At 63.1% G+C, this 21,699-nt stretch carries 20 protein-coding genes and 4 tRNA genes; 10 read left to right on the plus strand and 14 right to left on the minus strand.

Annotation, left to right across the window (positions count from 1 at the left end; all coding sequences use genetic code 11):
* The first annotated feature begins 106 nt into the window (after nucleotides 1-106).
* The 3 genes from LU688_RS18245 (at nucleotide 107) to LU688_RS18255 (ending at nucleotide 2,938) form a co-directional block, all read left to right on the plus strand.
* Complete coding sequence (locus LU688_RS18245) at nucleotides 107-913, plus strand: TatD family hydrolase (RefSeq protein ID WP_023632969.1); 807 nt, start codon at nucleotides 107-109, stop codon at nucleotides 911-913.
* An 86-nt stretch (nucleotides 914-999) separates the two neighbouring features.
* Nucleotides 1,000-2,478, plus strand: a complete 1,479-nt coding sequence (locus LU688_RS18250; protein WP_038706447.1) for a methyl-accepting chemotaxis protein — start codon at nucleotides 1,000-1,002, stop codon at nucleotides 2,476-2,478.
* 91 nt (nucleotides 2,479-2,569) lie between these two features.
* Entirely contained in the window at nucleotides 2,570-2,938 is a 369-nt protein-coding gene (locus LU688_RS18255; protein ID WP_023629735.1) for an Mpo1-like protein, read from the plus strand.
* 85 nt (nucleotides 2,939-3,023) lie between these two features.
* Here LU688_RS18255 and LU688_RS18260 read toward each other — a convergent pair whose 3' ends face one another.
* The 3 genes from LU688_RS18260 to LU688_RS18270 all read right to left on the minus strand — a co-directional run bounded on the left by LU688_RS18260 (nucleotide 3,024) and on the right by LU688_RS18270 (nucleotide 4,965).
* A complete protein-coding gene (locus LU688_RS18260) occupies nucleotides 3,024-3,821 on the minus strand; it encodes an acyl-CoA thioesterase (RefSeq protein WP_094011288.1) in 798 nt (265 codons plus the stop codon).
* 83 nt (nucleotides 3,822-3,904) lie between these two features.
* Nucleotides 3,905-4,672: a CHAD domain-containing protein gene (locus LU688_RS18265; RefSeq protein ID WP_094011287.1), complete on the minus strand. Its 768-nt coding sequence runs from the start codon at nucleotides 4,670-4,672 to the stop codon at nucleotides 3,905-3,907.
* 14 nt (nucleotides 4,673-4,686) lie between these two features.
* Nucleotides 4,687-4,965: a hypothetical protein gene (locus LU688_RS18270; protein ID WP_046854892.1), complete on the minus strand. Its 279-nt coding sequence runs from the start codon at nucleotides 4,963-4,965 to the stop codon at nucleotides 4,687-4,689.
* 158 nt (nucleotides 4,966-5,123) lie between these two features.
* On the opposite strand from LU688_RS18270, the gene LU688_RS18275 reads away from it, so the two are divergent.
* Complete coding sequence (locus LU688_RS18275; RefSeq protein ID WP_046854891.1) at nucleotides 5,124-6,167, plus strand: patatin-like phospholipase family protein; 1,044 nt, start codon at nucleotides 5,124-5,126, stop codon at nucleotides 6,165-6,167.
* 78 nt (nucleotides 6,168-6,245) lie between these two features.
* Here the strand turns inward: LU688_RS18275 and LU688_RS18280 are convergent, their stop codons facing one another.
* The 11 genes from LU688_RS18280 to LU688_RS18330 form a co-directional block, all read right to left on the minus strand.
* A complete protein-coding gene (locus LU688_RS18280; RefSeq protein ID WP_160290971.1) occupies nucleotides 6,246-8,105 on the minus strand; it encodes a SurA N-terminal domain-containing protein in 1,860 nt (619 codons plus the stop codon).
* Between the two features lie 180 nt (nucleotides 8,106-8,285).
* Complete coding sequence (locus tag LU688_RS18285) at nucleotides 8,286-8,558, minus strand: HU family DNA-binding protein (protein ID WP_094011285.1); 273 nt, start codon at nucleotides 8,556-8,558, stop codon at nucleotides 8,286-8,288.
* Between the two features lie 153 nt (nucleotides 8,559-8,711).
* Nucleotides 8,712-11,108, minus strand: coding sequence for an endopeptidase La (gene lon / locus LU688_RS18290; protein ID WP_046854889.1), 2,397 nt, complete (start codon nucleotides 11,106-11,108; stop codon nucleotides 8,712-8,714).
* Nucleotides 11,109-11,261: 153 nt separating this feature from the next.
* Nucleotides 11,262-12,545, minus strand: coding sequence for an ATP-dependent Clp protease ATP-binding subunit ClpX (gene clpX / locus LU688_RS18295; RefSeq protein WP_031314790.1), 1,284 nt, complete (start codon nucleotides 12,543-12,545; stop codon nucleotides 11,262-11,264).
* A 108-nt stretch (nucleotides 12,546-12,653) separates the two neighbouring features.
* Nucleotides 12,654-13,295: an ATP-dependent Clp endopeptidase proteolytic subunit ClpP gene (gene clpP / locus LU688_RS18300; RefSeq protein ID WP_023629742.1), complete on the minus strand. Its 642-nt coding sequence runs from the start codon at nucleotides 13,293-13,295 to the stop codon at nucleotides 12,654-12,656.
* A 91-nt stretch (nucleotides 13,296-13,386) separates the two neighbouring features.
* On the minus strand, nucleotides 13,387-14,700 hold the full coding sequence (gene tig / locus LU688_RS18305; RefSeq protein WP_094011284.1) for a trigger factor: 1,314 nt from the start codon (nucleotides 14,698-14,700) through the stop codon (nucleotides 13,387-13,389).
* A gap of 248 nt (nucleotides 14,701-14,948) precedes the next feature.
* Nucleotides 14,949-15,248, minus strand: a complete 300-nt coding sequence (locus tag LU688_RS18310; protein ID WP_023629743.1) for a DUF6388 family protein — start codon at nucleotides 15,246-15,248, stop codon at nucleotides 14,949-14,951.
* Nucleotides 15,249-15,399: 151 nt separating this feature from the next.
* Nucleotides 15,400-15,475 (minus strand) — tRNA-His (locus LU688_RS18315).
* A gap of 36 nt (nucleotides 15,476-15,511) precedes the next feature.
* A tRNA-Leu gene (locus tag LU688_RS18320) sits at nucleotides 15,512-15,596 on the minus strand.
* Between the two features lie 57 nt (nucleotides 15,597-15,653).
* Nucleotides 15,654-15,729: transfer RNA gene (locus tag LU688_RS18325), tRNA-His, on the minus strand.
* Between the two features lie 34 nt (nucleotides 15,730-15,763).
* Nucleotides 15,764-15,840 (minus strand) — tRNA-Arg (locus tag LU688_RS18330).
* Between the two features lie 255 nt (nucleotides 15,841-16,095).
* Here LU688_RS18330 and folD point away from each other — a divergent pair.
* The 6 genes from folD (at nucleotide 16,096) to LU688_RS18360 (ending at nucleotide 21,699) form a co-directional block, all read left to right on the plus strand.
* Nucleotides 16,096-16,950 (plus strand): bifunctional methylenetetrahydrofolate dehydrogenase/methenyltetrahydrofolate cyclohydrolase FolD, encoded by an 855-nt coding sequence (gene folD / locus LU688_RS18335; RefSeq protein ID WP_160290970.1) that lies wholly within the window; start codon nucleotides 16,096-16,098, stop codon nucleotides 16,948-16,950.
* Nucleotides 16,951-17,154: 204 nt separating this feature from the next.
* Entirely contained in the window at nucleotides 17,155-18,072 is a 918-nt protein-coding gene (gene ctlX, locus LU688_RS18340) for a citrulline utilization hydrolase CtlX (RefSeq protein WP_160290969.1), read from the plus strand.
* Between the two features lie 19 nt (nucleotides 18,073-18,091).
* Entirely contained in the window at nucleotides 18,092-19,138 is a 1,047-nt protein-coding gene (gene ocd, locus LU688_RS18345; protein ID WP_094011283.1) for an ornithine cyclodeaminase, read from the plus strand.
* Between the two features lie 249 nt (nucleotides 19,139-19,387).
* A complete protein-coding gene (locus tag LU688_RS18350; protein ID WP_038706451.1) occupies nucleotides 19,388-20,170 on the plus strand; it encodes an ABC transporter substrate-binding protein in 783 nt (260 codons plus the stop codon).
* A 111-nt stretch (nucleotides 20,171-20,281) separates the two neighbouring features.
* The gene (locus LU688_RS18355) at nucleotides 20,282-20,989 is read left to right on the plus strand and encodes an ABC transporter permease (RefSeq protein WP_160290968.1); all 708 of its coding nucleotides are present in this window, start codon (nucleotides 20,282-20,284) and stop codon (nucleotides 20,987-20,989) included.
* On the plus strand, nucleotides 20,986-21,699 hold the full coding sequence (locus LU688_RS18360; RefSeq protein WP_160290967.1) for an ABC transporter permease: 714 nt from the start codon (nucleotides 20,986-20,988) through the stop codon (nucleotides 21,697-21,699). The genes LU688_RS18355 and LU688_RS18360 overlap by 4 nt, the downstream gene beginning before the upstream one ends.

The raw sequence follows: 21,699 nt of genomic DNA on the forward strand, positions 1-21,699 counted from the left end.
GTGATAAATGACCGCAACAGACCACGGCAAACGTTTGAAGTTCTTGGTTTTTTCGCGATATCGCGGTTTTTGCTATGCTGGCCGCCCCGCGGCAAGAGGTAGCACCATGCAACTGATCGATATCGGCGTCAACCTGACCAACAGCAGTTTCCGCGACCAGCAGGCCGCTATCGTCGAGCGTGCCGTGGAAGCCGGCGTGGCACAGATGGTCCTCACCGGCACCAGTCTGGATGTCAGCGCCGAAGCGCTGGAACTCTGCCAACGCCTGGACGAGCCTGGCCAGCGTCTGTTCAGTACTGCCGGCGTGCATCCCCACGATGCCAGCCACTGGAGCGCTAACAGCGAACGTCAGCTGCGCGAACTGCTCGCCCAACCGCGGGTCGTGGCCGTGGGCGAATGCGGCCTGGACTTCAACCGCGACTTCTCCCCACGCCCCGCCCAGGAAAAGGCCCTGGAGGCGCAGCTGGCGCTGGCGGTCGAGTTGCGCCTGCCGGTGTTCCTTCACGAGCGCGAGGCCAGCGAACGCCTGCTGGCGATCCTCAGGAGCTACCGCGACCACCTGAGCGCGGCGGTGGTGCACTGCTTCACCGGTGAACGCCAGGCACTGTTCGCCTACCTCGACCTGGACCTGCACATCGGCATCACCGGCTGGATCTGCGACGAGCGCCGTGGCACCCACCTGCACCCGTTGGTCGGCAACATCCCGGAAGGCCGCCTGATGCTGGAAAGCGACGCGCCCTACCTGCTGCCACGAAGCCTCAGGCCCAAGCCGAAGAACGGCCGCAACGAGCCCGCGTTCCTGCCCGAAGTGCTCCGCGAGGTGGCGCTGCACCGCGGCGAAACGGTGGAACACACCGCTGCCCACACCAGCGCCTGCGCCCGCGCGTTCTTTGGCCTGCCTGAGGTTTCTTGACGCATATCAACGAGGTCCCTGGCCTTGGCGGGCACAATGATGGCACCTTGCCAATAATGTTTCCGCCAACTCAGAGAAGACCTACCATGGGTGCCTGGCTTAGCAACGTTTCCCTCAAATACAAGTTCTGGGCCGTTAACGCAGTGGCCTTCGTCACCACGCTGATGCTGGTGCTCTATGCCGTGCACCTGGAGCAGCAGGCCCGCGCCGGCGGCGCCCAGGCGCAAGCGCAGGCCCAGGCCGAACTGCTCGCGGCCTGGCCCGCCGGGCAGGCGCTGCCAACGCAGGCCAACCTGATCACCTGGCGCAACGGCCAGACGCCGCAGTTTGCCGGCGAACCACTCGAGGCTCTGCGCGATGCCCAGGGCTGGGTCGAGCTGCCCAGTGCCTGGATCCTCGGCGACAACCCGCTGCGCGGCGCCCAGGTGCTGCGCCGGGACGAGCAGCACATCGCCGTGCTTGCCCAGTCCCCCAGCCTGCGCCAGGTCTATTTCGATCGCTTCAGCAACTATGCCGTGTGCGTACTGATCCTGATGCTGGCGATGCTGTGCGCCTCGCAGTTGCTGATCCGCTTCCTGCTCAGCCAGCTCAACACCCTCAAGGACGTGATGCTGCACGTGGAAAAAACCGGCGACCTGTCGGCCCGGGTACCGCTGGCCTGCGGCGACGAAGTCGGCCAGATGGCCGGTGCCTTCAACGCCATGCAGACCACTTACCACCGCGTGGTCAGCACCGTCGCGCGCACCGCCGCGCAGCTCGACTCGGGCGCCGCGCGCCTTGCCGGCAGCATGGACGAGGTGCGCCACGGCATGATCGGCCAACAGAGCGAGACTGACCAGGCGGCCACCGCGATCAACGAGATGACCGCCACGGTGCACCATATCGCCCAGCACGCCGGCGCCACCCGCGACCTGTCGCAGACCGCCGACACCCTGGCCGGCAGCGGCCAGGCGGTGGTCAGCCGCGTGCAGGACTCGATTGCCGGGCTGTCCAGCGGTGTGCAGCAGACTGCCGAGATGATCCGCCAGCTGGCTGACGACAGCCAGAAGATCAATGGCGTGGTGGGGGTCATCCACAGCATCGCCGAACAGACCAACCTGCTTGCCCTCAACGCCGCCATCGAGGCCGCCCGGGCCGGCGACCTGGGCCGGGGCTTCGCCGTGGTCGCCGACGAAGTGCGCAACCTGGCCAAGCGTGTGCAGACCTCCACCGACGAGATCACCACCATGGTCGCCGACCTGCAGGCCGGCACCCGCGACGCAGTGGATTTCATGCAGGAAAGCTCGTACAAGGCCGACGATTGCGTCAAGCAGGCGCGCGAGGCCGGCGAGGCCCTGGCCGAGATCACCAGCGCCGTGGCGCAGATGCGCGAAAGCAACACGCAGATCGCCGTGGCCGCCGAGCAGCAGAGCCAGGTGGCCGAGGAGATGAATCGCGCCGTCGTCAGTATCCGCGACGTGACCGAAGAGACCGTGCAGCAGACCGTGGGCTCGGCCACCACCAGCAGCGAATTGGCGACCCTCGCCGGCGAACTGAACAAGGCCATCGGCCAGCTCAAGCTCTGACCCTCACTGGCTATGGTCACCATAGCCAGCCTCGATTGGCCCCCATGCGGGGGCCGCACTAAGCTTTGCACAGGCCCCCGAGGATCTGTCCATGAGCAAACGACTGCCCAACCTGCCCGCCTGGCAATGGCGCGGCTACCACCACAATCATCGCCACCCCACCAACCTGGTGCTGCATCTGATCGCCGTGCCGCTGTTCATCCTGGGCGCGCTGCTGGTGTTGTCGGGGCTGTTCGGGCTGGACCTGTCGCAGATCGCCGTGGGTATCATCGCATTGGTAGCCGGCCTCGGCCTGCAACGCCAGGGGCACCGCCTGGAAGCCGAGCAGCCCGAGCCTTTCACCAATCGCCAGGATGCCGTGCAGCGGCTACTCACCGAGCAGTTCATCACCTTCCCGCGCTTCGTGCTGAGCGGCGCCTGGTGGCGGGCCTGGCGCGAGCGGCACAAGCATCGCCACTGACAGAAAACATCGCGGGGCAAGCCCGCAAGCGCCATTGAACGGCGTGGGAGCGGGCTTGCCCCGCGATTGACTTGATGAAGATGGCTCAGGCGAACACGGTCACCGTCTGCCGGCTCAACGCCAGCAACTCCCCTTCCGCCGTCCACAACGCAGCGGCCGCATGCCCATAGCCATCCCTGGCGTACTCGGTCTCGACCACATAGCGGCACCAGTCGAGGGTCGACAGCTGCGGCGTGGGCTGCACGAACTCGATCGTCCAGGTCAGCGTGCTGCCGGCGGCGGGCTGCTTGAGATATGGCAGCAGGCTGGGCGGCCAGGCATCGACCAGCGCCAGCAGGTGCGCCACCCCGACCGGCTCCTCGGCGACATCACGCAGGCGTACCCAACCGCCCATATGCCGTGAGTCATTGCCACTGAACGGCAGGCCGCCCAGCGCCCAGCGAAACGCCACGTGCTGCATGAACTCCGGTGTAATGCCCTTGATGAAGGGCAGCTCCGGTGCCGCCTCGTGCAGCGGCTTCATCGGCATCGCGGCTGGCGCGTCGACCGCCACCACGGAAGGACGACCGGCACCGAAACTACCCTGCACCAGGGTCACCACCTGGCCATCCTGTACGGCGCGTCCCAGCAAGGTGCTGACCGCCTTGCCCTCGCGCAGCACTTCCACCTCCAGGCTGATCGGTACATCCGGCGCCGCCGGGCCAACGAAGGTGATGGCCAGCGAACGCACCGGGCGGTTGTCGTCGAGCTTCTGGCGCATCGCTTCGAGCACCATCGCCGCCATCAGGCCGCCGAACACCGCCCGCCCCTGGGCCCAGCCAGCCGGCACGCTGACCGCCTCGGGGTGAGCGCGCGCGGCTGTCAGCAATTCTGTGAAGTTCATGTGCCAGGGCTCCTGCGCGAAAAGAACCGATAGTAACCAGCGATCACGCCAGCCACAGCCCGCATTTCGGTCATTTACCGGGACTAACGGCGCGCCAGGGCTTTTTGCAATGCCTCGAGAGTCAGATCAGAGCGCCCCTCGGCAGCATGCAGCTCATGCTCCCAGGCCACCTTGCAGCCCGCCAGGTCGCTGTGCTCACGCACCTGCAGCAACCACTGCACGCGGTCATGCCAGTCGCCAAGATCGCCTTGCGCCTTCTTCAACAGACGCTGCAGCTTCTTGCCGGCATGCTCGAGTTGCGGGTAGGCCTCGTCCCCATAGCGAACGCGCTTGATCAGCAGGCGCAGACGATGCCGATCATGGGCCGGATCATCCAGCGCCTTGGCCAGCTTGCGCCATTGCTTCTCCAGGCGCTTGTCGATGCGCCTACGCATGCCTTGCATCAAGCCTTCGCGGTCGGCAGCACGCAAGAACAGCGGGAAGGCGTCGAGGATCGCCAGTACCCGAGTAAGCTGGGCACTGGACGCGACGCCGGCAAAGGTCCGTGCCCTTCCCTCCTGGCGGCGCTCGCCGGCCCGCACATGACCGCGCCCGACCAGTTGCGCGGCCAGCACTTCGCGGTCACGCAACGGTGTGGTGAGCGTGCCCAGTGCCCCCGCCGCTTCCTCCAACTGCTCGACACCCGGCAAGCCACGCAAGGGCCGCAACAAGCTACGCAGCCGGCGCAGGGTGGTGCGCAGGTCGTGCAGCGCCTCGCTGTCGGTATCGGCAGCGAGACGCTCGCGGCAGGCCAGCATTCCCACCTGGAGGGCCAGGACCCTGGAAACCACATGGTCGATCATGCTCGGCATGTGACGCTCCTCACTCAACGCCCGGCGCGGGACTCACGAATGTAGAAACGCGCCTTCTCGGCCTTGCGGGTGCAACCTTCAAAGCCTTCGAACTGCTGCTGGGTCTTGGCGCCGGTCAGCAGCGACAACGCCTTGGAATAGCTCACGGTGCCGGCAAAGCCTTCGGCCTTGGCCAGATCCAGTTCCTTCCAGGCGGCATCGAGCTGGGTCGCGCAACTGTCGCGATAGGCCGTCTTGCCCGCGCAGCCGGCCAGGGCCAGGGCAATCAGAGGAAGGGTGATCCAGGCTTTCATCGGTAATACCTCGAGGGTGAAAAACTAAGGTGGCCGTTCGACGGCACAGCAAACGAAAAGTGCCCTGCTCAGCGTAGTTCAGCGCGGGCTACATTGAAGCACAGGTGCCATTAGGTGCATTGTTGGACCATGGTTGCACAGCTGCAGGGGGAATAGTCATGGGCAAACGCGTGGCATTGGTACTGGGCTCCGGTGGCGCCCGAGGGTATGCGCACATCGGCGTGATCGAGGAAATCGAACGGCGCGGCTACGAGATCGCCTGCATCGCCGGTTGCTCCATGGGCGCGGTGATAGGCGGCATCTACGCCGCCGGCAAGCTCGACGAGTACCGCAGCTGGATCGAGAGCCTGGACTACCTCGACGTGCTGCGCCTGGTCGATGTCAGCTTTCGCCTGGGCGCCATTCGTGGCGACAAGGTATTCGGGCAGATTCGCAAGATCGTCGGCGAGATCAACATCGAACAGTTGCGCATTCCCTACACGGCAGTCGCCACTGACCTGACCAACCAGCAGGAAATATGGTTCCAGGAGGGCTGCCTGCACCAGGCCATGCGCGCCTCGGCGGCCATCCCCAGCCTGTTCACCCCGGTGGTGCAAGGCAATCGCATGCTGGTCGATGGCGGCATTCTCAATCCGCTGCCGATCGTCCCGGTGGTGTCCAGCCACTGCGACCTGATCATCGCCGTCAACCTCAACGCCACCAACCAGATGCAGTATCAGTTGCCGGTGATCGAGCGTCCGGCGGCGTTCAAGATGCGTTTCGACGCCTTGATCAGCTCGCTAGGGTCGCGCCTGCCGTTCCGGCGCAAGCCGGCCGAACAGCTGATCCGCCTGGAGCAGGAGATCGTCGCCGAAGGGCTCGCCGCATCCAACCCCTGGCTAGGCGAGAGCGCCGAACCGCAAGGCCAGCAGCCGGCGGCGGCGCCGCAGAGCGAAGGCGCGCCCAAGTCGGCCACCGGCTCGTTCATCGTCGACAACGTCGGCCCGGCGTCCTTGCTGGACCTGATCAACCAGAGTTTCGAAGTGATGCAGACGTCGTTGGCGCAGTACAAGATCGCCGGGTATCCGCCGGATGTGCTGATCAACGTTCCCAAGCGGGTATGCCGCTTCTTCGAGTTCTACAAGGCGCCGGAGCTGATCGCCCTGGGGCGGGAGATTGCCCGGGACACGCTGGACAATCATGAAGGGGTTCGGCGCTCCTGAGGCCATCGCGATGGCGCCATCAAGCACACAAACGAAACAGGCCGCATTAAGCGGCCTGTTTCGCGATCAGCACACGACTCAGTAGCGGGTGATGTCGGCACTGCCTTCCAGCAGCTTGCGATAGGCCGCGAAGTCCTGCGAACCGGCACGCGATGCGAGGTAGCGACGGATCTGCGCTTTCTCTTCATCGGTGGCGGCGGCACCTTCGTTGACGCCCTTCAACTGCAGGACCACCAGGCTGCCATCGCCCAGCACCACGCTGCCGTAGACCGGCTTGTCCTTGGCCGCTGGCTTGCCGAGGCGGAACACCGCCTGCAGCTCGGCCGGATCGATGCCGTCCTGGCCACGAGTGACCGCTTCATGGAGCTTCCAGCCCTGGCCTTGGGCCTTGACCGAGCCATCGCGCAGGCCAGCGATCAGTTTGTCGGCCTTGGCCTTGAGTTCGGCAATCGCCTTCTCCTTGGCCAGGTGCTCGCTGATGTTCTTGGCCACGGCCTCCAACGGCAGCTGCTCGGGCTTGCGGTGCTCCTTGACGCGCACGACCACCACGGTTTCCGGGTCGAGTTCGATGGCGTTGCTGTTGGCGCCCTCTTCCAGCACCTGCTCGCTGAACGCGGCCTGGATCACCGCACGGTTGGCAGTGATGCCTTCGCCGCCCTCGCGACCGAAGGCAGCGGAGGTGTGTACCTTCAGGCCCAGATCCTGGGCCGGCTGGGCCAGGTCGGAAGCTTCGAAGGCGGTGTCTTCAAGCTGCTTGGTGGCCTCGACGAAGCGCTGCTCCACCTGCTGGGTCTTCAGCTCGTGGGTCAGTTTGTCCTTCAGGCTGGCGAAGCTCGGTACATCCGGCGCCTGCACGCCCAGCAGCTTGATCAGGTGGTAGCCGAACTCGGTGCGCACCGGTGCCGATACCTGGTCCTTGTTCAGCTTGTACAGCGCGTCCTCGAAGGCCGGGTCGTACACGCCAGGGCCGGCGAAGCCGAGGTCACCACCGGTGTTGGCCGAACCCGGGTCCTGGGAGAATTCCTTGGCCAGTTTGGCGAAGTCCTCACCCTTGTCCAGGCGCTGCTGGATCTCTTCGATGCGGGCCTTGGCCTTGGCATCGTCAGTCTTGTCGTTGACCTCGATCAGGATGTGCGCGGCATGGCGCTGCTCGCCCAGATTGGCGATTTCCTTCTCGTACAGGGCCTTGAGCTCGCCGTCGTCGACCTTGACCTGGTCGAAGAAGGCCGACTTCTTCAGCTCGAGGTAATCGATGACCACTTGATCCGGGGTCATGAATTCCTTGGCGTGCTGGTCGTAGTGCGCCTTGACCTCGTCATCGCTCACCTTGACCGCGGCCGGATCGGCCTTGAAGGTCTGCGAGGCGAAATCACGGGTCTGCTTCTCGAGGCGGGCGAAGGCCTCGACCTGCTTGTCGGTGACGAAGCTGCTGCCGGCAAGGCCGGTGCGCAGCTGGCCGATGAGCATTTCCTGGGCGAGCATCTCGCGGAACTGCATGCGGCCGTAGCCCATCTGGCGGATAACCGAATCGAAGCGCTCGGCGCTGAACTTGCCATCGACCTGGAATTCAGGCGTCTGCAGGATCAGCTGATCCAGCGCTGCCTCGGAAAAAGCGAACTTGGCGTCTTCGGCACCCTGCAACAGCAGCTTGCGATCGATCAGCCCCTTGAGCGCGGCCTCGCGCAGCATCTTCTCGTCCAACAGCGCAGGGTCGAAATCCTTGCCCAACTGTTGCATCAGCTGGCGGCGCTGCATGTCCACGGCCTGGCTCAGCTCGTTCTGGCTGATGGTCTGGCCGTTCACCTTGGCGGCGTCCTGGCTATGGCTGGCGGCCTGGAAAATGGCCTCGAAACCGGTCAACGCCATCAGTACGACGATGAGGCCGATGATGGTCTTGGCAATCCAACCTTGTGAATTGTCCCTGATATTCTGCAGCATGCGTCCCCCAGAAACGGCTGTACCACTGCGTCGACAACCGCGGAGCGTGGGTAGAATCCTGATAGAAGAAAGGCGCATCCAGTGGATGCGCCTTTTCGAAGCGAGCGTGCCAGCGGGAACGTTTGCGACCCGCCGTCACGCGGTCGGCCCTGGCGACGCCTGGGCCGGCTGAAAGACGACTTAGTTGACGGCGTCTTTCAGGCCCTTGCCAGCTTTGAAGCCAGGAACCTTGGCGGCAGCGATCTTGATGGCTGCGCCGCTTTGCGGGTTGCGGCCGGTGCGCTCAGCGCGCTCCTTGACCGAGAAAGTACCGAAACCTACCAGTACTACATCGTCACCTTGCTTAAGGGCGCCGGTGACGGATTCGATGACTGCGTCCAGCGCACGGCCGGCTACAGCTTTCGGGATGTCAGCGGATGCGGCGATAGCGTCAATCAGTTCCGACTTGTTCACTCTAAGTCCCCTTATTTCTCTATTGAGTTTGTTTCTAAGTATGTAATGAAAAGCTTATGAAACGAGCGCTGGGTGGCCTGTTGACACTGGCGTGCCGCTTTATAGCAAGGGGCCGAAAATGCTGTCAACCAAAGCCCCCCAGCGAAATACGTACTAGTGCGTGCTGATTCTTTCCTTAGCATCGCCGTCGCGCTTCTCATCTTTCGCGACAATCTCCGGAGCCACATCTGGCAAGGGCTCCGGGGCGTATTGCAGCGCAATTTGGAGGACTTCGTCAATCCATTTGACCGGTTTGATCTGAAGATCCTGTTTGATGTTTTCCGGAATCTCCTTCAAGTCCCGAACATTCTCTTCCGGAATGATCACCGTCTTGATGCCGCCACGGTGTGCCGCCAGGAGTTTTTCCTTGAGCCCGCCAATGGCCAGAACCTGGCCACGCAGGGTGATCTCACCGGTCATCGCCACATCGGCGCGAACCGGGATCTGGGTCAGGGCCGACACCAGCGCGGTGCACATGCCAATACCGGCGCTAGGGCCATCCTTGGGCGTGGCACCTTCGGGCATGTGTATGTGAACGTCGCGCTTCTCGTGGAAGTCTGCAGCGATCCCCAGGCTTTGAGCGCGGCTGCGCACCACCGTCTGCGCGGCAGTGATCGACTCGACCATGACGTCGCCGAGCGAACCGGTCTTGATCAATTGCCCCTTGCCGGGAATGACTACGGCCTCGATGGTCAGCAGTTCGCCACCGACCTGGGTCCAGGCAAGGCCGGTGACCTGGCCGATCTGGTCCTGCTGCTCGGCCAGGCCATAGCGGAACTTGCGCACGCCCAGCAACTGCTCCAGCTGCTCGCCGGTCACCTTGACCTTCACCTGTTTGGCGCCGGTGTGCTCCTTGACCACCTTGCGGCAGACCTTGGCGATCTGGCGCTCCAGACCACGCACGCCGGCCTCGCGGGTGTAGTAACGGATGATGTCGCGGATGGCCGAAACGTCGACCTCCAGCTCATCCTTCTTCAAACCATTGGCCTTGACCTGCTTGGGCACCAGGTACTTGACCGCGATGTTGATCTTCTCGTCCTCGGTGTAGCCCGGCAGCCGGATGACTTCCATGCGGTCAAGCAGCGCCGGCGGGATGTTCATCGAGTTCGAGGTGCACAGGAACATCACGTCCGAGAGGTCGTAGTCGACCTCCAGATAGTGGTCGTTGAAGTTGTGGTTCTGCTCGGGGTCGAGCACCTCAAGCAACGCCGAGGCCGGGTCGCCGCGCATGTCGCTGCCCATCTTGTCGATCTCGTCGAGCAGGAACAGCGGATTGCGTACACCGACCTTGGTCATTTTCTGAATCAGACGACCGGGCATCGAACCGATGTAGGTACGACGGTGACCACGGATCTCGGCTTCGTCACGCACGCCCCCCAGGGCCATGCGCACGAACTTGCGGTTGGTGGCGGCGGCGATCGACTCGGCCAGCGAGGTCTTGCCCACGCCAGGTGGACCGACCAGGCACAGCACCGGGCCACGGATCTTCTTCACCCGCTTCTGCACGGCGAGATACTCGAGGATGCGTTCCTTGACCTCTTCCAGGCCGTAGTGGTCCGCGTCGAGGATCTCCTCGGCCTTGGTCAGGTCCAGGCGCACCTTGCTCTGGGCCTTCCACGGCACCTGCACCAGCCAGTCGAGGTACGAGCGCACCACGGTGGCTTCGGCCGACATCGGCGACATCTGCTTGAGCTTGTTCAGCTCGGCCTGGGCCTTGGCCAGGGCATCCTTGGGCAGGCCTGCGGCGTCGATGCGCTTTTTCAGCTCCTCGACTTCGTTGTGACCTTCGTCGCCATCGCCGAGCTCCTTCTGAATGGCCTTCATCTGCTCATTCAGGTAGTACTCGCGCTGGCTGCGCTCCATCTGCTTCTTCACGCGACCACGGATGCGCTTCTCGACCTGCAGCAGGTCGATCTCCGCATCGAGCAGCGCCAGCACGTGCTCGACACGCGCCTGCAGCTCGACGATCTCGAGGATCTCCTGCTTCTGCTCAATCTTCAACGCCATGTGCGCGGCCATGGTATCGACCAGGCGGCCAGGCTCTTCGATGCTGTTGAGCGACGACAACACTTCGGCCGGGACTTTCTTGCCCAGTTGCACGTATTGCTCGAACTGCGACAGCAAGGTGCGCACGAAGACCTCGGACTCGCGCTCGGCGGTCTCGACTTCGTCGATCAGGCTGACTTCGGCACGGATATGGCCATCGACTTCGTTGAAGCGCTCGACAGCGCCACGCTGCTCACCCTCGACCAGCACCTTGACGGTGCCATCGGGCAGCTTGAGCAGTTGCAAGACGGTGGCGACGGTGCCCACGCGATACAGGGCGTCTTCGCCTGGATCGTCGTCGGCAGGATTCTTCTGGGCCAGCAGGAGGATCTGCTTCTCGCCCGTCATCGCGGCCTCGAGGGCCTCGATGGACTTCTCACGCCCCACGAACAGTGGGATGACCATGTGCGGATAGACGACAACGTCACGCAATGGCAAAAGAGGCAAGTCGAGGGTGGTCTTCATGATTTCGCCTCTACAGCGGCCATGTGGCCGGAAACCGTTGGAAATGGTGCTTGGGGCTAATGTGGGGGCAGCCCTGGGAAATTACAAGCGCCCAGGCCATGAAATGCAAAAAGGGGCCCAAAAGGCCCCTTCCTGTTGCTACCCCGTTCCCGATCAGGCGTCGGGAGCGGCCTTGGCTTGCGGCTCGCTGTTCTCGTAGATCAGCAGCGGCTGCGAAGAGCCTTCGATGACGCTCTCGTCGATCACCACCTTGCTGACATCCTTCTGCGAAGGGATCTCGTACATGGTGTCGAGCAGCACGCCCTCGAGGATCGAACGCAGGCCACGGGCGCCGGTCTTGCGCTCCAGGGCCTTGCGCGCGACGGCCTTGAGCGCATCACTGCGGAACTCGAGGTCGACGCTTTCCATCTCGAACAGCTTGGCGTATTGCTTGGTCAGCGCGTTCTTCGGCTCGGTGAGGATCTGCATCAGCGCAGCCTCGTCCAGCTCGTCCAGCGTCGCCAGAACCGGCAGACGGCCGACGAACTCCGGAATCAGGCCGAACTTGACCAGATCGTCCGGCTCGACCTCACGCAGCGACTCGCCGACCTTCTTGCCCTCTTCCTTGCTGCGCACTTCGGCACTGAAGCCGATGCCGCCCTTGGTGGAGCGGTTCTGGATGACCTTTTCCAGGCCAGAGAACGCGCCACCGCAGATGAACAGGATGTTGCGGGTATCGACCTGCAGGAACTCCTGTTGCGGGTGCTTGCGACCGCCTTGCGGCGGTACCGAGGCAACGGTGCCCTCGATCAGCTTCAACAGCGCCTGCTGCACGCCCTCGCCCGAAACGTCACGGGTGATGGACGGGTTGTCCGACTTGCGCGAGATCTTGTCGATCTCGTCGATGTAGACAATGCCCATCTGGGCCTTTTCCACATCGTAGTCGCACTTCTGCAGCAGTTTCTGAATGATGTTCTCGACGTCCTCACCAACATAACCGGCTTCGGTCAAGGTGGTGGCATCGGCAATGGTGAACGGTACGTTCAGCAGGCGCGCGAGTGTCTCGGCCAGCAGCGTCTTGCCCGAGCCGGTCGGCCCGATCAGCAGGATGTTGCTCTTGCCCAGTTCGACTTCGTCGCCCTTCTTGTCACGCTGGTTCAGGCGCTTGTAGTGGTTGTACACCGCTACTGCCAGCACCTTTTTCGCGCGTTCCTGACCAATGACGTACTGGTCCAGGATACCGCTGATTTCTTTCGGCGAGGGTAGCTTGTGCGCGTTGCTCTCGGCCTGGGCTTCCTGCACCTCCTCACGGATGATGTCGTTGCACAGGTCGACGCACTCGTCGCAGATAAATACCGAGGGGCCGGCAATCAACTTGCGCACTTCGTGCTGGCTTTTGCCGCAGAAGGAGCAATAGAGCAATTTGCCGTTGTCCTCGCCGTTACGGGTGTCAGTCATTCGATCGATCCAATCCGGTAGGCTTGAAACACAAGATGAAGGCAATCGCTGGCTTTTTCAAGTCCGCGGGTAGGCGCATTCTGCACCCACCCGCCCTGGCGCATTGCTTCAGGATGCCAGTTGCCGCTTGTCGTAGACCGAGTCGATCAGGCCGTACTCGGCCGCGCGCGCAGCGCTCATGAAGTTGTCACGCTCGGTGTCGCGCTTGATGGTTTCCAGCGGCTGGCCGGTGTGATGGGCCAGCAGCTCGTTCAGGCGCGCCTTGATGTTGAGGATTTCCTGGGCGTGGATCTCGATATCGGTCGCCTGGCCCTGGAAGCCGCCCAGCGGCTGGTGAATCATCACCCGCGAGTTGGGTAGGCAGTGGCGCTTGCCGGCGGCACCTGCCGCGAGCAGGAAGGCGCCCATGCTGCAGGCCTGGCCAATGCAGATGGTCGAGACGTCCGGCTTGATGAACTGCATGGTGTCGTAGATCGACATGCCAGCGGTCACCGAGCCGCCTGGGGAGTTGATGTAAAGATGGATATCCTTGTCCGGGTTTTCCGCCTCAAGGAACAGCAGTTGCGCCACTACCAGGTTGGCCATGTAGTCCTCTACAGGGCCGACCAGGAAGATCACGCGCTCCTTCAGGAGGCGCGAATAGATGTCGTAGGCGCGTTCGCCACGGGCGGACTGCTCGATAACCATCGGGACCAGGCCGCCCGCGGCCTGGATGTCAGAGCTCTGCTGAATATAAGAATTGCGGGACATGTCCTGCGCTCACTCCCAAATAGTCATGGCTTGAATACGCACAAGCCAGCGCGAAGGCTGGCTTGTGGGGGTTTCCTACGAGAGTAGCCTGTTACTCAGCGTCGGCAGCTGCCTGGGCTGGTTTCACGGCTTCTTCGTACGAGACCGATTTGTCGGTCACAGTCGCTTTCTGCAGGACAGTATCTACAACTTGTTCTTCCAGTACAACCGAACGCACTTCGTTCAGCTGCTGGTCGTTCTTGTAGTACCAGGCGATGACCTGCTCAGGCTCCTGGTAGGCCGAGGCCATCTCTTCGATGACTTCGCGAACCTTGGCCTCGTCCGGCTTCAGGTCGAACTGCTTGACCACTTCGGCAACGATCAGGCCCAGGACCACGCGGCGCTTGGCCTGCTCTTCGAACATCTCGGCTGGCAACTGCTCAGGCTTGATGTTGCCACCAAACTGCTGAACGGCCTGCACGCGCAGACGGTTGACTTCGTTTTCCACCAGGGCTTTCGGCACGTCGACCGGGTTGGCGGCCAGCAGACCGTCCATGACCTGGTTCTTGACCTTGGTCTTGATGGCCTGGCGCAGTTCACGCTCCATGTTCTTGCGAACTTCGGCGCGGAAGCCTTCCAGGGTCGACTCCTTGATGCCGAACTGGGCGAAGAAAGCTTCGTTCAGTTCTGGCAGCACAGGAGCCGAAACGCTGTTGACGGTAATGGTGAACTCGGCGGCCTTGCCCGCCAGATCCAGGTTCTGGTAGTCCTCTGGGAAGGTCACGTTGACCACGCGCTCTTCGCCAGCCTTGGCGCCAACCAGACCTTCTTCGAAGCCCGGGATCATGCGGCCGGAGCCCAGCACCAGCTGGGTGCCCTTGGCGGAACCACCGGCGAAGGCTTCACCGTCGATCTTGCCGACGAAGTCGATGTTGACCTGGTCGTCGTTCTGCGCGGCGCGCTCGACGGCCTCGAAGCGGGTGTTCTGCTTGCGCAGGACTTCCAGCATGTTGTCCAGGTCGGCGTCAGCCACTTCGGCGCTCAGGCGCTCGACGGCGATCGAGTCGAAACCGGCAACGGTGAACTCAGGGAAGACTTCGAAGATGGCGACGAACTCGAGGTCCTTGCCTTTTTCGAACGACTTTGGCTCGACGGCAGGCGCGCCGGCCGGGTTCAGCTTCTGCTCGACGATGGCTTCGTAGAAGGACGCCTGGACCAGGTCACCGAAGGCTTCCTGACGGGCATCGGCCTCGAAACGCTGGCGAATCACGCTCATCGGCACCTTGCCCGGGCGGAAGCCCGCGATCTTGGCGCGCTTGGCAGTCTGCTGCAGACGCTTGTTGACTTCGTTCTCGACGCGCTCGGCCGGAACGGCGATGGTCATGCGGCGCTCGAGAGCGGAAGTGTTTTCAACAGAAACTTGCATGGATATTCCTCGTTGCACAGACGTTAGCCGGCGATAACCCGACTCCAGAATCAAGGGCGAACATTCTAGTGACTCGCGCACCAGAAGTCACCCCACCCGGATTGTCGGCGAAACACGCCGGTCGATTTCCCTGGAAGGCCCGCACGACGGGGCGTCGAGCCTATTCATATAACGACCGCGCGTCACTTCGAATGCCGCGCAGTTGTAAAACCTTGTCAAACAAACAACAGCCTGGGCGATCGCCAGTTTTATTGCGGCTCGATATCGTTGAACTGGCAGTATTCTTCCCAAGCCAGGCCCAACGCCTCGGCCACCTCGCGGTGCACTTCCAGGCGCATGGCCTGCAACTGCTCCGGCGACTCGGCGATCAACTGCAACGCGTACTCCCAAGGCTGGACACCCTGCTCCTGGGCTGCATCCTCGAACGCCCATTCGATCTGCTGGGCCTGCTCGCGGGCATCCAGCTCACGGATTTCTTCGAGCAACTGCGGATTGGCCTCGGCAAAACGCTGCAGCGCCAGGGCCTGGCGCGCCTCTTTTGCAATCATTTGCGCTACTCCTCTGGCAGCCTGTTCGGCCAGGCATTCAACCGGCTGAAATCTAACAGCTTTTATCGCCTGACCACCAGTAGCCACAGGCACCGGATGGCAGAAACAAAAAAGGCGCCCGATCATTCGATCCGGGCGCCTTCTGAAAATATGGGGTGGACGATGGGAATCGAACCCACGACAACCGGAATCACAATCCGGCGCTCTACCAACTGAGCTACGCCCACCATAATGCAGTGTTGCGGTACAGCCTTACAGAAACATGGTGCGGACGAAGAGACTCGAACTCTTACAGCTTGCGCCGCTGGAACCTAAATCCAGTGTGTCTACCAATTTCACCACGTCCGCATGAAACGCTTAGAACAAGGGCGCCGGATCATTCAATCGAGGCGCCCCTGAAAAATCTGGGGTGGACGATGGGAATCGAACCCACGACAACCGGAATCACAATCCGGCGCTCTACCAACTGAGCTACGCCCACCATAACGCGTTACTGCTTACTTGCCCGAGCCTAATGGCGCACCCGGCAGGACTCGAACCTGCGACCATCCGCTTAGAAGGCGGATGCTCTATCCAGCTGAGCTACGGGCGCTTAAGCTTCCAGCCAAGCCGAACAAGTGAATCACTTATTCTGCCTGGCTTTGCCAACCCGTGCCAGGCAGTGCCCGACAAGTGCGGCGAATCTTATAGGCGACCCTGAGAGGCGTCAACACCTTTCGCAAAAAAATTTAAATTATTGAAGGGGTTAGGGGATTTGCCCGACCACCCGCCTTTGCCCTTGGGCCATGTCGTGCGAGAATGTGCGCTTCTTATATATGTTCCCTTCTCGATGGTTAATCACGCGTCTATGACTGCACACCTTATCGATGGCAAGGCGATCGCCGCCAACCTGCGCCAGCAGATCGCCCAACGTGTCGCCGAGCGCCGCCAGCAGGGCCTGCGCACGCCAGGCCTGGCGGTGATCCTGGTCGGCAGCGACCCGGCCTCCCAAGTCTATGTCTCGCACAAGCGCAAGGACTGTGAAGAGGTCGGCTTCATTTCCCAGGCGTTCGACCTGCCCAGCGATACCACGCAGCAAGCCCTGGCCGATCTGATCGACCGGCTCAACGACGACCCGGCAGTCGACGGTATTCTCCTGCAACTGCCGCTGCCGGAGCACCTGGACGCCTCGCTGCTGCTCGAGCGCATCCGCCCGGACAAGGACGTGGACGGTTTCCACCCCTACAACATCGGCCGCCTGGCCCAGCGCATCCCGCTGCTGCGCCCCTGCACCCCGAAAGGCATCATGACCCTGCTGCACAGCACCGGCCAGGACCTGTACGGCATGAACGCGGTGATCGTCGGCGCATCCAACATCGTCGGCCGGCCAATGGCCATGGAGCTGCTGCTGGCCGGCTGCACCGTCACCGTCTGCCACCGTTTCACCAAGGACCTGGCCGGCCACGTCGGCCGCGCCGACCTGGTGGTGGTCGCTGCCGGCAAGCCGGGGCTGGTCAAGGGTGAGTGGGTCAAGGAAGGCGCCATCGTCATCGACGTCGGCATCAACCGCCAGGAAGACGGCAAGCTGGTTGGCGACGTGGTCTACGAGACCGCCCTGCCCCGGGCCGGCTGGATCACCCCGGTGCCGGGCGGCGTGGGCCCGATGACCCGGGCATGCCTGCTGGAGAACACCCTGTATGCGGCTGAAGAGCTGCACAAGTAATACTGTGTTCCGGCAATAAAGAAAACGGCGCCCTTCGAGGCGCCGTTTCTCTTTGACTCCCCCACCATAGCGGCATACAGCCGATTCGGCTGCCATCCCATCCACTTCAGCTGTTTCTGGCTGCTCCCCACTCACGCTTCAGCCGGGATTTCTTCCCGATCCCCCCGACAATGGTCACACAGCCCACCCGCGGATGCGTGCCCAATGCAAACAACAAATACCGTCCTCATGATTCGCCCGGCGCGGTTCGCCTTCAACCCCGACACCGCCGCCAACAACCGCTTCCAGCAAGCGCCGCTGGACCCAGAGACCGCCAGCGCAAAGGCCCTGGAAGAGTTCGACGGCTACGTCGACTGCCTGCGCCAGCACGGCGTCGACGTACTGGTGGTACAGGACACCCCCGAACCTCATACCCCTGACTCGATCTTCCCCAACAACTGCTGGAGCAGCCATGCCGACGGCAGCCTGGTGCTCTACCCGATGGAGGGCAAGAACCGCCGCCTGGAACGCAGCAAGGGCGTACTGGGCGTGCTGAGCGAGCGCTTCGCCATCCAGCGCACCGTCGACCTGAGCCCGCTGGAACAGCAGAATCTGTTCCTCGAAGGCACCGGCAGCATGGTCCTGGACCGTGAGCACCGCATCAGCTACGCCTGTCACTCCGGGCGCACCCACGAACGCGCCCTGCGCCAGTTCGCCGAGCACCTGGACTACCGCCTGTGCCTGTTCCACGCGGTGGACCGCCAGCAGGCGCCGATCTACCACAGCAACGTGATGATGAATGTCGGCCGCCAGCTCGCCGTGGCCTGCCTCGATGCCCTGCCCCACCCAGACGAACGCCGCGCACTGGAACATTCGCTGCGCGACACCGACAAGCAGGTGCTGGCGCTGAACTTCGATCAGCTGGAGAACTTCGCCGGCAACATGCTCGAGGTCCACGATCGCGACGGCCGCTCGCTGCTGGTGATGTCGCGCAGCGCCTGGCGCTCGCTCGATCCGCAGCAGCGCCGCCAGGTCGAACGCCACAGCCATCCGCTGGTGGTGAACATCGACCATATCGAACGCATCGGCGGCGGCAGCGCCCGCTGCATGCTCGCCGAAATCCACCTGCCCTCGCGCCACTGACCCGTCAAGGAGAACCATCATGACCCGCTACATCGACGTAAATGACCTCGCCCGCCTGGTCAACCGCAAGGGCCTGCCCACCTGTCTGGCCGAGATGGCCGAATACATCCGCCAGGACTACCTGCGCTGGCACGACTTCGAGAAATGCGCGCGCCTGGCCAACCACTCGCCGGACGGTGTGATCGAACTGATGCCGGTGTCCGACGCCAGCCTGTACGCCTTCAAATACGTCAACGGCCACCCGAAGAACACCCACAACGGCCTGCTCACCGTGATGGCCTTCGGCGCCCTGGGCGATGTCGATACCGGCGCGCCGGTGCTGCTCAGCGAGATGACCCTGACCACCGCCATCCGTACCGCCGCCACTTCGGCCCTGGCCGCCCGCTACCTGGCGCGCCCGGACAGCAAGCGCATGGCGCTGATCGGCAACGGCTCGCAAAGCGAGTTCCAGGCCATCGCCTTCCATACCCTGCTGGGCATCGAGGAGATCCACCTGTTCGACATCGACCGCAAGGCTTCGGAGAAACTGGCAGCCAACCTGGCCGGCTACCCGCAACTGAAGCTGACCATCGCCGGCAACGTGGCCGAGGCAGTGCGCGGGGCCGACATCGTCACCACGGTTACCGCCGACAAGGCCTACGCCACCATCCTCACCCCGGAACTGATCGAACCGGGCATGCACCTCAATGCCGTGGGCGGCGACTGCCCGGGCAAGACCGAACTGCACCGCGACATCGTCGAGCGTGCCCGGGTGATCGTCGAGTACGAACCGCAGAGCCGGATCGAAGGCGAGATCCAGCAGATGCCCGCCAACTCACCGACCACCGAGTTCTGGCAGGTGGTCGAGGGCAGCGCCGCAGGCCGCGAGAACGTCGGGCAAGTCACGTTGTTCGACTCGGTCGGCTTCGCCCTGGAGGACTACTCGGCGCTGCGCTATGTACTCGACGTGGCCCGCGCCCTGGACATCGGGCACGACATTGCGCTGGTGCCTGAACTCGAGAACCCGAAGGACCTGTTTGCCTTGCTGCAGCCAAAAGGGCGTGAGCGCAAGGCCAGTGCTGCCTGACCTTACACGCGGGGCCGCTTGGCGGCCCCAATGACCGAAACGGCTGTCGCACATCCATAAATCTTTGTCGGAACAGCCGTTTCGGCTGCAAGTGGCCCACTAACAGCCGAATCCGGCCTCCCACGCGCTGGCAAACGACACAAAAAACCTGTCTATCTCGCGCATTCTGAGCGCGACCCATGAGTCAATGACGGACCTACAAGCTTCAACCGCCCTACTACCAATAACAACACCCAGGGACCCAAGACCATGTTCTCCATGCGAAAACGCCTCGGCGTGCTGCTGTTCTCGTTGTGTGCCACCAGCGTTGCCCAGGCCAAGGAGTGGACCGAGATCCGCTTCGGCGTCTTCCCCGAATACCCACCTTTCGAATCCGTCGCCGCCGATGGCAGCCTGCAAGGCTTCGACATCGACCTGGGCAATGCCATCTGCGCCAAGCTGCAGGTCAAGTGCACCTGGGTGCACAACGAGTTCGACGGCATGATCCCGGCCCTGCGCGCCCGCAAGTTCGACGCCATCATGTCGTCCATGGCCGTCACCCCGGCACGCCTGAAGCAGATCGACTTCACCAGCCGCCTGTTCCTCAGCCCCACCTCGGTGATCGTGCGCAAGTCAGCCGACTTCGGCGACACCACCGAATCGCTCAAGGGCAAGCAGGTCGGTGTGCTCCAGGGCTCGTTGCAGGAAGCCTACGCCCGCGCCGTGCTGGCGCCGCAGGGCGCGCAGGTCAAGGCCTACCAGAGCCAGGACCAGAACTACGCCGACCTGATCAATGGCCGCCTCGACGCCACCGTCACCGACAAGCTCGAAGCCCAGCTCAACTTCCTCTCCAAGCCCGAAGGTGCCGACTTCAAGAGCGGCCCGGCGATCAAGGACCCAACCTTGCCGCTGGACATCGCCATGGGCCTGCGCAAGAACGATCCCGAACTCAAGGCCCTGCTCGACAAGGGCATCGCCATGATCCATGCCGACGGCACCTACGCCGAGATCCAGAAGAAGTATGTCGGCGACGTGGATATCTACAACGAGTGACCTAATGCGCCGATCGCGGGGCAAACCCGCTCCCACGGGTTGACGACTGCGTGGGAGCGGCGATGCGGCGACCCGACTTGCCCCGCGACGGCCTCCCCGCGAGATCCTGTCATGAACGACCTCCTCTCTCACGGCCTGCAAGGCTTCGGCCCGCTGCTGGCCCAGGGCACCTGGATGACCCTCAAGCTGGCTCTGCTGTCACTGGCGCTCAGCCTCGCACTGGGTCTGATCGGCGCCAGCGCCAAGCTGTCGCGATCAAGGCTGCTGCGTCTTCCGGCCACCCTCTACACCACGCTGATCCGCAGCGTTCCCGACCTGGTGTTGATCCTGCTGATCTTCTACAGCATGCAGATCTGGCTCAACGACCTGACCGAGATGCTGGGCTGGAACTATGTCGAAATCGACCCGTTCAGCGCCGGCGTGCTCACCTTGGGCTTCATCTACGGCGCCTACTTCACCGAGAACTTGCGCGGCGCCATCCTCAGCGTACCCGCCGGGCAACTGGAGGCCGCCACCGCCTATGGCCTGAGCCAGGCACAGCGGTTTCGACTGGTGCTGTTCCCGCAGTTGATGCGCTTCGCCCTGCCGGGGCTGGGCAACAACTGGCTGGTGTTGCTCAAGTCCACCGCGCTGGTGTCGATCATCGGCCTGGCCGACCTGGTCAAGGCCGCGCAGAACGCCGGCAAGACCACCAATGACATGCTGTTCTTCCTGTGCCTGGCGGGCCTGGTCTACCTGGTCATCACCACCTTGTCCAACCGCCTGCTCAAGTACCTCGAGCGGCGCTACAACACCGGCATCAAGGAGCTGGCGCGATGATCGAACTCCTTCAGGAATACGGCCTGGCCTATCTCTACAGCGATGGCACCGGCCTCTCGGGCCTGGCCATGACCCTCTGGCTGTTCCTGGCCAGCATGGTGTTGGGCTTCGCCTTGTCGCTGCCCCTGGCCTTGGCGCGCACCTCGCGTCATGCCTGGCTGCGCCTGCCGGTACAACTGTACACCTTCGTGTTCCGCGGCACGCCGCTCTATATCCAGCTGCTGATCTGCTACACCGGGCTCTACAGCCTGCAGGTGGTGCGCGACCATGCCCTGCTCGACCAGTTTTTCCGCAACGCACTCAACTGCACCTTATTGGCGTTCGTGCTCAACACCTGTGCCTACACCGTGGAAATCTTTGCCGGGGCCATCCGCAACCTGCCCGCCGGCGAGCTGGAGGCGGCCCAGGCCTATGGCTTGCGCGGCTGGAAGCTCAGCCTGTTCCTGGTGCTGCCCGCCGCCCTGCGCCGCTCGCTGCCGGCCTACAGCAACGAACTGATCCTGATGCTGCATGCCACTTCGCTGGCCTTCACCGCCACCGTCGCCGACATCCTCAAGGTGGCCCGTGACGCCAACGCCGCGACCTTCCTGACCTTCCAGGCCTTCGGCGTGGCCGCCCTGCTGTACATGCTGCTGTCCTTCGCCCTGGTCGGCCTGTTCCGCGTGGCCGAACGGCGCTGGATGCGCTTCCTTGACCCTGTACGAGGCTGA

It is taken from the genome of Pseudomonas soli, from assembly GCF_021283165.2.
Taxonomy (GTDB): Bacteria; Pseudomonadota; Gammaproteobacteria; order Pseudomonadales; family Pseudomonadaceae; genus Aquipseudomonas; species Aquipseudomonas soli.

What these genes read in the sequence shown, in the direction of transcription:
- LU688_RS18245 (WP_023632969.1), top strand. Translation starts at nt 107, where the DNA reads ATGCAACTGATCGATATCGGCGTCAACCTGACCAACAGCAGTTTCCGC.
- LU688_RS18250 (WP_038706447.1), top strand. Translation starts at nt 1,000, where the DNA reads ATGGGTGCCTGGCTTAGCAACGTTTCCCTCAAATACAAGTTCTGGGCC.
- LU688_RS18255 (WP_023629735.1), top strand. Translation starts at nt 2,570, where the DNA reads ATGAGCAAACGACTGCCCAACCTGCCCGCCTGGCAATGGCGCGGCTAC.
- LU688_RS18260 (WP_094011288.1), bottom strand. Translation starts at nt 3,821, where the DNA reads ATGAACTTCACAGAATTGCTGACAGCCGCGCGCGCTCACCCCGAGGCG.
- LU688_RS18265 (WP_094011287.1), bottom strand. Translation starts at nt 4,672, where the DNA reads ATGCCGAGCATGATCGACCATGTGGTTTCCAGGGTCCTGGCCCTCCAG.
- LU688_RS18270 (WP_046854892.1), bottom strand. Translation starts at nt 4,965, where the DNA reads ATGAAAGCCTGGATCACCCTTCCTCTGATTGCCCTGGCCCTGGCCGGC.
- LU688_RS18275 (WP_046854891.1), top strand. Translation starts at nt 5,124, where the DNA reads ATGGGCAAACGCGTGGCATTGGTACTGGGCTCCGGTGGCGCCCGAGGG.
- LU688_RS18280 (WP_160290971.1), bottom strand. Translation starts at nt 8,105, where the DNA reads ATGCTGCAGAATATCAGGGACAATTCACAAGGTTGGATTGCCAAGACC.
- lon (WP_046854889.1), bottom strand. Translation starts at nt 11,108, where the DNA reads ATGAAGACCACCCTCGACTTGCCTCTTTTGCCATTGCGTGACGTTGTC.
- clpX (WP_031314790.1), bottom strand. Translation starts at nt 12,545, where the DNA reads ATGACTGACACCCGTAACGGCGAGGACAACGGCAAATTGCTCTATTGC.
- clpP (WP_023629742.1), bottom strand. Translation starts at nt 13,295, where the DNA reads ATGTCCCGCAATTCTTATATTCAGCAGAGCTCTGACATCCAGGCCGCG.
- tig (WP_094011284.1), bottom strand. Translation starts at nt 14,700, where the DNA reads ATGCAAGTTTCTGTTGAAAACACTTCCGCTCTCGAGCGCCGCATGACC.
- LU688_RS18310 (WP_023629743.1), bottom strand. Translation starts at nt 15,248, where the DNA reads ATGATTGCAAAAGAGGCGCGCCAGGCCCTGGCGCTGCAGCGTTTTGCC.
- folD (WP_160290970.1), top strand. Translation starts at nt 16,096, where the DNA reads ATGACTGCACACCTTATCGATGGCAAGGCGATCGCCGCCAACCTGCGC.
- ctlX (WP_160290969.1), top strand. Translation starts at nt 17,155, where the DNA reads ATGCAAACAACAAATACCGTCCTCATGATTCGCCCGGCGCGGTTCGCC.
- ocd (WP_094011283.1), top strand. Translation starts at nt 18,092, where the DNA reads ATGACCCGCTACATCGACGTAAATGACCTCGCCCGCCTGGTCAACCGC.
- LU688_RS18350 (WP_038706451.1), top strand. Translation starts at nt 19,388, where the DNA reads ATGTTCTCCATGCGAAAACGCCTCGGCGTGCTGCTGTTCTCGTTGTGT.
- LU688_RS18355 (WP_160290968.1), top strand. Translation starts at nt 20,282, where the DNA reads ATGAACGACCTCCTCTCTCACGGCCTGCAAGGCTTCGGCCCGCTGCTG.
- LU688_RS18360 (WP_160290967.1), top strand. Translation starts at nt 20,986, where the DNA reads ATGATCGAACTCCTTCAGGAATACGGCCTGGCCTATCTCTACAGCGAT.